This is a genomic window from Adlercreutzia mucosicola DSM 19490 (genome assembly GCF_000422625.1).
GTDB classification, from domain to species: Bacteria; Actinomycetota; Coriobacteriia; order Coriobacteriales; family Eggerthellaceae; genus Adlercreutzia; species Adlercreutzia mucosicola.
Map to the genome: position 1 here is coordinate 52463 of NZ_AUGK01000018.1, position 10842 is coordinate 63304.

At 61.3% G+C, this 10842-nt stretch carries 10 protein-coding genes; 6 read left to right on the top strand and 4 right to left on the bottom strand.

The window, feature by feature from the left end:
- Positions 1-58 precede the first annotated feature (58 nt).
- Complete coding sequence (locus G503_RS16925) at positions 59-973, top strand: helix-turn-helix transcriptional regulator (RefSeq protein ID WP_051191135.1); 915 nt, start codon at positions 59-61, stop codon at positions 971-973.
- Between the two features lie 64 nt (positions 974-1037).
- Here the strand turns inward: G503_RS16925 and G503_RS0110425 are convergent, their stop codons facing one another.
- Complete coding sequence (locus G503_RS0110425) at positions 1038-2006, bottom strand: helix-turn-helix transcriptional regulator (protein ID WP_028027526.1); 969 nt, start codon at positions 2004-2006, stop codon at positions 1038-1040.
- A gap of 330 nt (positions 2007-2336) precedes the next feature.
- Here G503_RS0110425 and ptcA point away from each other — a divergent pair, with 330 nt between their 5' ends.
- From ptcA to G503_RS0110440, 3 genes are all read left to right on the top strand, one after another.
- Entirely contained in the window at positions 2337-3407 is a 1071-nt protein-coding gene (gene ptcA, locus G503_RS0110430) for a putrescine carbamoyltransferase (protein ID WP_028027527.1), read from the top strand.
- 63 nt (positions 3408-3470) lie between these two features.
- The gene (locus tag G503_RS14835; protein ID WP_035022853.1) at positions 3471-4988 is read left to right on the top strand and encodes an APC family permease; all 1518 of its coding nucleotides are present in this window, start codon (positions 3471-3473) and stop codon (positions 4986-4988) included.
- Positions 4989-5122: 134 nt separating this feature from the next.
- Positions 5123-6328 (top strand): agmatine deiminase family protein, encoded by a 1206-nt coding sequence (locus G503_RS0110440; protein ID WP_028027528.1) that lies wholly within the window; start codon positions 5123-5125, stop codon positions 6326-6328.
- 120 nt (positions 6329-6448) lie between these two features.
- Here the strand turns inward: G503_RS0110440 and G503_RS0110445 are convergent, their stop codons facing one another.
- The gene (locus G503_RS0110445) at positions 6449-7930 is read right to left on the bottom strand and encodes an aminopeptidase (protein WP_028027529.1); all 1482 of its coding nucleotides are present in this window, start codon (positions 7928-7930) and stop codon (positions 6449-6451) included.
- Between the two features lie 281 nt (positions 7931-8211).
- On the opposite strand from G503_RS0110445, the gene ngr reads away from it, so the two are divergent.
- Positions 8212-8820 (top strand): nigerythrin, encoded by a 609-nt coding sequence (gene ngr / locus G503_RS0110450; protein ID WP_016309632.1) that lies wholly within the window; start codon positions 8212-8214, stop codon positions 8818-8820.
- A 295-nt stretch (positions 8821-9115) separates the two neighbouring features.
- A complete protein-coding gene (locus G503_RS16065) occupies positions 9116-9427 on the top strand; it encodes a hypothetical protein (protein ID WP_028027530.1) in 312 nt (103 codons plus the stop codon).
- Here the strand turns inward: G503_RS16065 and G503_RS0110460 are convergent.
- Positions 9393-10508, bottom strand: a complete 1116-nt coding sequence (locus G503_RS0110460) for an AAA family ATPase (RefSeq protein ID WP_035022855.1) — start codon at positions 10506-10508, stop codon at positions 9393-9395. The two genes, G503_RS16065 and G503_RS0110460, sit on opposite strands and share 35 nt — an antisense overlap.
- A 42-nt stretch (positions 10509-10550) precedes the next feature.
- Positions 10551-10842, bottom strand: a 292-nt coding sequence (locus tag G503_RS0110465) for an IS3 family transposase (RefSeq protein ID WP_028027532.1), incomplete at its 5' end; no start/stop codon positions are given.

Here is a 10842-nt window from a genome sequence, read left to right on the forward strand (position 1 = left end):
TCGTTGGCCTTAGCTGCCAAATTGTCTATAATGTTTGCTGCCCGATGAAGGAGGAGTTGTGTCCCTCGCTTTTCTCTACAATGTGGCAAGCTGCATTGCCTATGCGTTTGCCACCGCCGCCTATGGGAGCTTGTACTATGTCGAGTGCAAACGGGGCTACCTCTTCGTCGCGCTCATCTTCTTTGCGTACACGATAGATATTGTTCTATTATTTATGTACGAGTTCGTTCCAGAATTCGCACTGCAATTCGAAGGCGTGAGAAGCGTCTACCCCATGTTCCACACTGCATATAACATGGTTGTAATCCTCCTGTATCGGCTTGTGCTCGGCAACTTGCTCTCGCGCAGGTTTTCTCCTATCGAGGGATTCTTTTGGGCGGTTTGCATGATGGTGGCTTGGGCAAGCGGCGCTTCATCGGTTGAAACGGTTGCATTATGGCGCGAGTTCCTCTTTGCCAGGTTGCTGGCATTGTGGGTGATAGGGTACGGTGCCTGCTGTTTGGTGGCGGAGTTTCAACACATGAGTCGTTGGCGATGGGTTTTCTCGCTTGTGCTTGTGCTTGTATATGCTCTGGGAGAAACGGCAACGTATTTGGACTTCTTTGGACAGGCGAACGGCGGGGGCTCTGCCTCTCCTCGTAAGGCTCCCGTCGAGATTATGGCACTCTGCTTCACCGTGGCTGCGTACGTCTTCCTCGCGCATCATCGGCGGATACGCAATGCGCAGCTGGCGGAATCCCTTGTACCCTGGATCGCTCGCGAATACGGGCTGACCAAGCGCGAGGAAGTACTGTTGTTGCTCCTTGAAAAGGGCGCGTCGAACAAGGAGATTGCCGAGCAAGAATACATTTCCGTCAACACGGTGAAAACCCACATATCGAATGTCTACGCCAAGCTTGGTGTATGTAGCCGAGACGAGCTTGCGCAAAAACTTAGAGAGGAACTGCGCGGCCGCAAGAGGGCCGGATTCTGAGAGGCTGTGGGTCGGTGCGGCTATGCGGCCGCCCCCTACGGGATCGGCCGTCTACGGCCGTTCTTCATCCCTTCCAGAACAGCTGGGTGAGTTCTTGACGGGTGGTGGTGTCGGTTTTCTTCAAAATGTTGTGCACATGGGCCTTCACAGTGCCCAGGGCCAGTTGCAGCGAACTGGCGATGTTCTGGTTGTCCTTGCCCTGCAGCACCTCTTCCAAGATGACGCGCTCGCGCGCGGTCAGGTGATAGCGCTCGCAGAAGGCGGGAAGCAGCTCGTCCATGTATTCCTGGGTATCGGGTGCGTCGGTGCTCGGCGGTTCCTTGGAACGGAGACGCAGGGTGTCGGCGGCAGCGCGCAGGGTGAAGAACGACAGGGCCAAAAGCAGGATGTTCTCGGAGAAGTTCCGCTCGCTGATATAGAGAGGCAAAAGATCAGCATTCGCAAAGAAGCTGGCATCGAGGACAAGGATCATGCCGACATCTTCGATGAGGACGCATAGGCACAGGGCCGTCGTGACGAAGAACAGCGGCTCCTGGCGGCGCAGGCGAGCCTTCTCCACTTCGTTGCGGGCAGTGCAGTAGCGGTAGGCTCCGAAAGCCAGGCACCACAGGAGAAAGGCCTGGCGCAGTGTGTAAAAGAGCCACTGACGAAACTCGTCTACGGGCAGGCACAGCACGACGATCTCGCTGGTTGCGACGAAGACCAGGGCCGGGGCGAGGCACCAGGTGCGCCGGCGCTCGTTCACGAAATCACACAAGATGAGCCACATGGGTTCGAGGGTGCCCAGGGCGAGCAGTATCTTCAACTGCGGATGGTCGATGGTATAGAACTGAGTGATGGAGTACTCGACGTTCTGGCCCAAATACTCGTATTGAAAGATAAGCGCGAGATCGAGGAAGTAGAACAGCAGCATGGCCGCGGCGAAGAGGAACGAGCGACGTCGCGAAACGAAGTAGGCCGAAAGCGACACGGAGCCCGATGCCACGCAGACGAGCATCACGACGATGGTATAGAGGTAGAACGCTGTCTCCAAAGCGAGCCTCCTCGATAATGCACAGAGTCCGATGATAAACCATGGCGATCTAGGGCGGATTAGGCTGCGTCACGCGTTGAGAAGCCGGTAAAAAATGCATTGGCTTTTTCTACCATAGAAACCAGTTCAATACGTCTAAGCACTAGGATTATTTGGGATTAGGTGCGCGGTGAGCTTTTACCACCTGAAAATAATCCCGGTTATTTCTTCTCAAAACCTTCGCTGCGCCCCATGCTGTGCGCCAAGAGGAGCGCCTCGCCGATCCCGGGGCGCTCGGGACGCGGTCCTGCAAGGGGCAGGCCGGTCCCAGAGAACCTTTAGGAGGTTTCCATGGTCAAGGATTACATCGACACCAACGACTTCACCAAGGAGGAGCTGCTCGGCATGGTAGATCTGGCCATCGCCATGAAGGGGCTCATCAAGGAGGGCGGCGAGTACCCGCTGCTGCTGAAGAACAAGACCCTCGGCATGATCTTCCAGCAGGTGTCCACCCGCACCCGCATCTCCTTCGAGACGGCCATGACCGACCTCGGCGGTCACGCCCAGTTCTTCGGCCCCGGCTCCATCCAGCTGGGTGGTCATGAGTCCATCGAGGACTCCGGCCGCGTCATGGGAAGCCTCGTCGACATCCTCATGGCCCGCGTCGACCGCCACAAGGACGTGGTGAGCCTGGCGAAGTACTCCGCGGCCCCCGTCATCAACGGCATGAGCGAGTACAACCATCCCACCCAGGAACTCGGCGATCTCATGACCATGATCGAGAACCTGCCCGCCGGCAAGAAGATCGAGGACTGCAAGTTTGCCTTCATCGGCGATGCCACCCAGACCTGCGTGTCGCTCATGTTCATCTGCTCGAAGATGGGCATGGACTTCGTGCAGTTCGGGCCGAAGGGGCATCAGATTCCCGACGGCGCCCTGCATATAGGCACCGATGAGGAGCGCGCTGCCTTCGGCAAGCAGCTCATGGCTATCGGTGAGGAGAACTGCAAGGTCTCCGGCGGCACCATCACCATTTCTGACGACATCTCCTGCATCGAGGGTGCCGACTTCGTGTACACCGATGTGTGGTACGGCCTCTACGACGAGGAAGTCTCCAGCTCCAGCTACATGGACGTGTTCTATCCGAAGTACCAGGTGACCTGGGATATGATGAACGTGGCCGGTCCGAACAGCATGTTCATGCACTGCCTGCCCGCCAACCGTGGCGAAGAAGTGGTGGACGAGGTAATGGACGACCCCGCGCGCAGCCTGTGCTGGGACGAGGCCGAGAACCGCAAGCACTCCATTCGCGCCATCCTGGCCACTCTCTGCCCCCAGAGCGAGCCCGACGAGCAGAAGGCCACGGCCTACCGCGCCACCATCGATGAGCGCATGGCGGCCCTCGGTAAGCACGGTCTGTAAGACGTACCAGGTCGGGGGAGCTGCGGCTCCCCCGCCTTTATCTTCCAAGTAAGGAGCCACACTATGAGTGGTAAGAAGAAATTCTCCTTCGTGTCCGTTATCCTGTCGGTGATTTGCGTGGTGTTCGTGTGCGAGGCGGCGGCGCCGGCTGCTGCCATCGGCAACCAGCAGTTCTTCTGGTGGATCTTCCTTATCATCACCTTCCTTCTGCCCTACGGCATGGTGGCGGCCGAGCTCGGCACCGCCTACGACTCCGAGGGCGGCATCTACGACTGGGTGCGCGATGCTTTGGGCGACAAGTGGGGTGCCCGTATCAGCTGGTACTACTGGATCAACTTCCCGCTGTGGATCGCCAGCTTGGCCACCCTGTTCCCGCCGATCCTCGGTATGGTGTTCGGGGCCGACATCGAGTCGAACATCTGGCTCACGCTGGGCATCGAGATCGCCTTCGTGTGGATCGTCGTGTTCATGAGCTTCTCCAAGGTGTCCGACTCCGAGTGGATTCTGAACGGCGGAGCCGTCTTGAAGGTGCTCGTGGCCGTGTCGGTGGGCGTGCTCGGTATCTGGTATGCTTGCGCCAACGGATTTGCCGGATCCATGGCCCCCGAGACGTTCCTGCCCGACGTGACCAACACTGCCGCGCTCGGCTACCTGTCCATCATCATCTTCAACTTCACGGGCTTCGAGGTGGTCTGCACCTTCGCCAAGGACATGCAGAACCCGGCCCGCGACATTCCGAAGGCCATCATCCTGGGCGGCCTGGCCATTGGCGCCATCTACCTGTTCTGCGGCTTCGGCATCGGCGCCGCCATCCCGGCCGACCAGATCGACCCCGACTTCGGCATGATCGTGGCCGTAATGACCATGGTGGGCGAAACCTCCCCCATCTTCATCATCATCGCCGTGGTGTTCCTCATCACCCTGTTCGCGAACATGGCCTCCTGGTCCTTCGGCGTGAACGCCGTGGCCCAGTACGCCGCGAAGAACCAGAACATGCCGAAGGTCTTCGCCCACGAGAATCCGAAGACCGGCATGCCCACCGGTGCCGCCGTTGTGAACGGCATCGTGGCTACCGCCGTGCTGCTCATCCAGCTCATCCCCAACGAGGCCATCTCTAACGGGTTGTTCTGGACGCTGTTCGCCACCTCGGTCGTGTTCCTGCTGCTCACCTACATCCCCATGTTCCCGGCGTTCATCAAGCTGCGCAAGGTGGATGCGAACCGTCCGCGCGTGTATCGCCTCCCCTTCCAGGGTACGGCTATGAAGGTTATTCTGGCCATCCCGGTCATCGAGCTGGTGCTGGCCGTCGTGGCCACGCTCGTGCCGTTCTCGGCCGAGGAAGTGGCGGACAAGGTGCCGATGATCGCCATCTTCATCATATTCCTCCTTATGGGCGAGGTGCTGCGCGTGGTGAGCGCCCGCGGCCGCAAAGAAGAGTTCACGGGCCTCACCGAGGCCACGGCTGCCGAGCGCTTGGCCGCCGAAGCCGCCGGCGAGACGGACTCGCTGGAGCCTGCCGACCCCGCCCAGATCGAGGCCATCCTGGCCGCCAACGGCGGCAAACCCGAGAAGGTCCTGTAGCCTTAACCATCAGGGCCTCCGTGGAACCGAGGCGGGTCTGTGCCGGCCGCCTCTGACCAAGTGGTGCCGGGGCGCGCCCGAACTCTTCGACGCGCCCCCGATCCCGAAACCATTTCACTCCGAAAGGATTCCCCATGAAGACTATTTACGAGTCTGACTCTACCCCCGCCGCCGACGGCTTCTTCATGCCTGCCGAGTTCGCCCCGCAGGAGCGCGTGTGGATAGGCTGGCCGCACCGCACCGACACCTGGGCCCACGGCGCCAAGCCGGCTCAGAAGCAGTACGCTGCCATCGCTCGGGCCATCGCCGAGTTCACGCCGGTCGTCATGTGCGCCAACGAGGACGACTACGCCAACTGCAAGGCCGTCTTCGAGGACGATGAGAATGTGACCGTTATCGAGATGACCACCGACGACGCCTGGTTCCGCGACACGGGGGCCACCTACGTCATTAACGGTAAGGGCGACAAGCGCGCCTGCGACTGGCACTTCAATGCCTACGGCGGCTTCGTCGACGGCCTGTACTTCCCGTGGAAGGCCGACGATCAGATCGCCTGCAAGATGGCCGAGCTGTCGTACTGCCGCCGCTACCGTCCCGACGACATGATCCTCGAGGGCGGCTCCATCACCGTGGACGGCGAGGGCACCCTCGTGGTGACCGACCAGTGCCTGCTCTCCCCGGGCCGCACCGCCTCTGCCGTGTTGGCCGACGAGGCCGACGAGGACACCATCTGGCCCGTCTACGCCAAGAAGTTCCAGCCCTGGAGCGAGGAGCTGCGCGCTTATATGGACGAGCACCTGAAGGCCTATCTGGGCGTTGAGAAGGTCATCTGGGTGAAGGAAGGCATCGATCCCGAGGAGACCAACGGCCACATCGACGACGTGGCCACCTTCATCGCCCCTGGCGTCATGGCCTGCATCTGGACCGACGACCCGAACTACCCCTTCTACCGCCAGTGTCATGAGGCTTACGAGACGCTGTCGGGCGCGGTGGACGCGAAGGGTCGCGCCATCAAGGTGTACAAGCTGCCTATGCCGGCGAATCCCCTGTACATGGATCAGGCCTCCTGCGACACCATCGACATCGACGAGAATGCCGAGCCGCGCGTGGCCGATGAGCCGCTGATCGCCTCTTACATGAACTATCTCGTGACCAACGGTGGCGTCATCGTGCCGCAGTACGGCGACGAGAACGACCAGCTGGCCGTGGACACGCTGCAGCAGATCTACGACGAGGTGTGGGGCGAGGGCGTCTATAAGTGCGTGGGTGTCCAGTCCGATCAGGTCGTCTACGGCGGCGGCAACATCCACTGCATCACCCAGCAGGAGCCCAAGGCGTAGGGGTAATGCCCGTACAGGGCTCAGAGTTTCCTGACGTCCGAAGCGGAAGGCCCGCAGCGAGGAAGCTGCGGGCCTTCGTTTTGCGGGTGGGGAAAGGCGCGTGGGGGTGGGGCGAAGGGTCTATGACGCATCGCGCAAAAACGCCTCGTAGCCGCGACGGGCCTCGTAGATGTCGGCCTTGCTCGTCACTTCCCAGGGGCTGTGCATGGAGAGCACCGGCACGCCCGAGTCGATGACGTCCATGCCGTACTTCGCGGGGATGTAGGCGATGGTTCCGCCGCCGCCCACGTCGACTTTGCCCAGTTCGGCAGTCTGGAAGCTCACGCCAGCGTCGTCCATAATGCGGCGCACGAGGGCCACGTACTCGGCCGAGGCATCGTTGGAGCCGCTCTTGCCGCGGGCGCCGGTGTACTTGTTGAATACGAGTCCGCGGCCCAGGTAGGCGGAGTTCTTTGCTTCGAAGACGCTCGCGTAGGCCGGGTCGAAGCCGGCGGACACATCGGAGGACAGCATGCGCGAGCGAGTCAGCGCCCGGCGCAGGGCAAGGGGGCTGTCCTCGCCGGCAAGCGCCATGATCTCGGCGATAGTGTTCTCGAAGAACATCGAGGCCATGCCCGAGGCACCCACGCTGCCGATTTCCTCTTTGTCAACCAGTACGCACACGGCGGTGCGGGCGGGCGTGTCGTCGCCCAAAGCCAGCTGAGCGGCCAGCGACGTGTAGGCGCACACGCGGTCGTCCTGGCCGTAGCCGATAACCATGGAACGGTCGAAGCCCAAATCGCGGGCACGGCCGGCGGGCACCACTTCCAGCTCGGCGGAGAGGAAGTCCTCCTCGGTGATGCCGTACTTGTCGGCCAGAAGCGACAGCACCATGGCTTTCACCGGGTCTTTGGCAGTCTTGTCGGCCGGGGCATCGGCAGTATCGGCAGCTGCAGCGACCGCGGCGGCTTTCTCGGCTTCGGCAGCGTCGGCATCCGCGTCGGCACCCTCGGCCGCCAGCGGGCGATTGCCCACGAGCACGTCCAGATCCTCGCCTTCCACCACTTTGGAGCCCTTTTTGTCCATCTGCTGAGCGCCCAGGTGCGGCAGCAGATCGGTCACGCAGAACACCGGGTCGGCGGGGTCCTCGCCGATGTTCACTTCCACCACCTCGCCGCCGGTGGTGGCCACCACGCCGTGCAGGGCCAGCGGCAGGGCTGTCCACTGGTAGTTCTTGATGCCGCCGTAGTAGTGGGTGTCCAGAAGCGCGAAGTCGTTCGCCTCGTACAGCGGGTTCTGCTTGATGTCCAGGCGCGGCGAGTCGATGTGGGCCCCCAGGATGTTCAGGCCCTCCGACAGGGGTGCGGCGCCTACGTGCACGAGCACGACGGCCTTGCCCTGGGCGCAGGCCCACAGCTTGCTGCCCGGGCCCACCGGCGTGCCGGCGGCGATGCAGTCGGCCAGGGAATCGTAGCCGGCGTCCTCGGCGGCGGCGATGGCGGCCGCGGCGCATTCCCGCTCGGTCTTGTTCGCCGAAATGAAGTCGATATAGTCGGCGGCCAGCGCCTCCAGCGCGTCGTTGTCAGCTGCGGTGTACTTCTTCCAAGCTACTTCACGTTCCACGGAATCCCCCTTTTCTCGGCGGTGTCAGATGTCGCGTTCCAGTATGCTACGAAACCGCAACGGATGGGCGCGGGGCCACGGAAAATCCCGCGCTGATGGCCATAATGGCTTCTGGTGCGCGTGTGCGGCGCGCGGCTTTTGTCGCTGCGCGGGCGACGTAAGAGGTTTGTGAAGCCTTGCGGTTCTGCGCGCGTTCCGAGCGCGGCGCACTATACTGTCAGGCGTCAATTGTTTTGACCGCCAGAACACAAGAAGACGAGTCAAGAAGAAGGAGCGATTCCATGAATCTGCGTGACGTTATTCCTACCGCTGAGAACTCCAGCAACTTCAACGTGGTTCCCGAGGCCATTACCGAGGTGGGCACCACTCTGGAGAACCTGAAGGCCGCCGTCTGCGGCGAGACCGGCGCTTCTGCCAAGTACGCCGCCTGCGCCGTGGCCGCCAAGGAGCAGGGCTTCGACCAGATCGCCCGCCTGTTCGAGGCCACCAGCGCCGCCGAGCAGATCCACATCGGCCTGGAGGCCGGCGTGATCGCCGAGATGGAGCCGGGCTACGAGCGTCCTGCCGCCCCCGAGGCCGAGGGCATCGCCACCGACCTGAACCTCATCGCCGGTGCCCTGGGCGAGATCTACGAGACCTCCGACATGTACCCGAATTTCATCAAGGTCGCCATCGACGAGGGCAACAAGAAGGCCGAGATGGTGTTCACCCGCGCCAAGCTGGCCGAGGCCGTGCACGCCGAGCTGTACATGGACGCCTACAACAACATCGACGCCCCCACCGACGAGGCCTATTACCTGTGCCCCATCTGCGGCTACATCCACAAGGGCGACGACTTCGAGAAGTGCCCCATCTGCTTCACCCCGGCCGACAAGTTCCGCAAGTTTTAAACCTGTTGCGGAAACCACGCCTGACGAAAGCGGCTGCCCCTTGGGGCGGCCGCTTTTTGCATAGTTGCGGTCAGCCAACTGGCGGAATATGCACGAGATCGTGAGTTATGAGCCCCTGCACAAGACGCTTTCAAGAGAAATTAGCGTAAAGCATATAAATTGGAAGCAAGAAGGCCTTCTTGGACGCTGACAACTCGAGATCTTGTGCAAAAACAGGGCGATTCGTTGACGAAGGATGGCGTTTTGCGTGTAGGATGGGATCGTTGGAAGTTGCTTGCGAAGGAGGTGAGAGGGCATGTCGAAGAAGCGCAAGCGGGCGCATCCGGTGCAGCCGGCGAAGCCGAAGGACGCCGTCGTGTGGCGCCAGTCGGCCGAGGAGGCGACGCTGGCGGCCAAACCGCGCTACAACGGATTCGCCTGCGGCCACGGGGCCCACGGTCCCGCGAAGTACAGCCGCGCCCGCGCTAAGCAGGCCTGGAGGCGCCAAATGCGACAAGAAGGAGCCCCTCGGGGCTCCTTCCCTTTCGTCGTCGAAGGTCGGGCACTCGCGTGCCAGATCGCAGAGGAGGCGGTCAGCTCTTCTTGCCCGCCTCGCCTTCGCCATTGAGGTACTCGGCCAAGTAGGGCACCGTTATGCTGAGGGCGCCGTCCCGGGGCGCTTCGACCACCCCAGCGTCGATAAGACGGGCGCGATAGGGTTGGAAGTAGCCGTTGTCGATGCCGAGGGAGGCTATGACATCGGCGACGGATGCAGGCGATGTTTTTTGCGCCGCAATTGCCCGCAGCACTTCTGCATCTCGCGCAGAGAGGGCGTTGAGTGTGGGGAAGAATACGTCCTCTACGAGCTCCAATCGGGCTGCGGCAATGGCCCGATCCAGCTGGTCGCTGGAAACCTCGTCGCCCTCGGCGGTGAATTCCACAATGTAGTAGCCAATGAGCTGCAGCAGGTAGGGGAATCCCCTTGTGGCGGCTGTGGCTCGCATGAGAAGATCGGGCGACACGAGGCGCCGCTCTCGCGCGAGGGCATCTCCATAATAGGCCATGATGTCCCCCGAGGAGAGCGGCCCCAGATGGTGCTTGCGCGCTCGGTTCAGGAATGTGAGCACTTTGTCATTGAGAACCCGGGATAAGGATCCGGGCAAGCCGGCCATAACAATGGCGACGTTCTTTCCCTCCCCGGCCAAATGCTGATAGGCAGAGGCAAGGGCCCGCATGGCATCGGTGTTCGGCTGCACCTCGTCAACGAGCAGCAGCACCCCCTTGTCGTTCTCTGCCAGTTTGTCGCAGAGGAGGGACAGCTTGGTTCGGAAGCCGTAGTTTGCTCGAACTTCTTCGGAAAAAGTGAGGCCGAAGGAGAACCCGAGCGCTCCAGCTGAGAAGCCGCGTACCCGTGATGGCTTTTCGGAAACGAACTCGGAGCCGCCGATTTGTATGGACTCGATGATTTCCTCGAGCATATCTTCGCCGGCGGTGACGCGGGCCGGCACAAAGCCCCGGGATTTTGCCTCTTCGGCAAGCTGGAGGAGAAGAGCGGTTTTACCCATGCCCCTCTGTCCCAAGATAAGCGTCGCCCGATCCCGATGCCCTGGCTCGCGTTGAAGTCCCTTGAGGAACTGGGCGATAACGTCATCTCGGCCAACAATACGCTCAGGACGGCTACCGAAGCTGGGGTGAAACAGATTTGCCATGAATGAACTAGACCCCAAAAGTGGGACGGTTAAATAAAGCTCTCAAGCGGCCCTCATCGAATGGCTCCGGTACTGCACCGGGGCCATTCCTTTCAATCGGGCTTGGTAGCGTCGCGTGTTCCAATAGACGATGTAGTCGTTTAGCTGGTCTTTGAAGGAGTCGAAGGAATCGAACTCCCGGCCGCGGTAGAACTCGTCTTTCAAGTGCCCGAAGAACCCTTCCATGCAGGCGTTGTCCAGGCAGGTCGCCTTTCTCGACATGCTCTGCGTGATGCCCATCTCCTCAAGACGCCTCTGATAGGCAAGCTGCTGGTACTGCCAGCCTTGGTCGGAG

Coding starts and splice junctions, on each gene's coding strand:
- G503_RS0110460 (WP_035022855.1), bottom strand. CDS start 10,508: ATGGCAAATCTGTTTCACCCCAGCTTCGGTAGCCGTCCTGAGCGTATT.
- G503_RS0110440 (WP_028027528.1), top strand. CDS start 5,123: ATGAAGACTATTTACGAGTCTGACTCTACCCCCGCCGCCGACGGCTTC.
- ngr (WP_016309632.1), top strand. CDS start 8,212: ATGAATCTGCGTGACGTTATTCCTACCGCTGAGAACTCCAGCAACTTC.
- ptcA (WP_028027527.1), top strand. CDS start 2,337: ATGGTCAAGGATTACATCGACACCAACGACTTCACCAAGGAGGAGCTG.
- G503_RS14835 (WP_035022853.1), top strand. CDS start 3,471: ATGAGTGGTAAGAAGAAATTCTCCTTCGTGTCCGTTATCCTGTCGGTG.
- G503_RS16065 (WP_028027530.1), top strand. CDS start 9,116: ATGTCGAAGAAGCGCAAGCGGGCGCATCCGGTGCAGCCGGCGAAGCCG.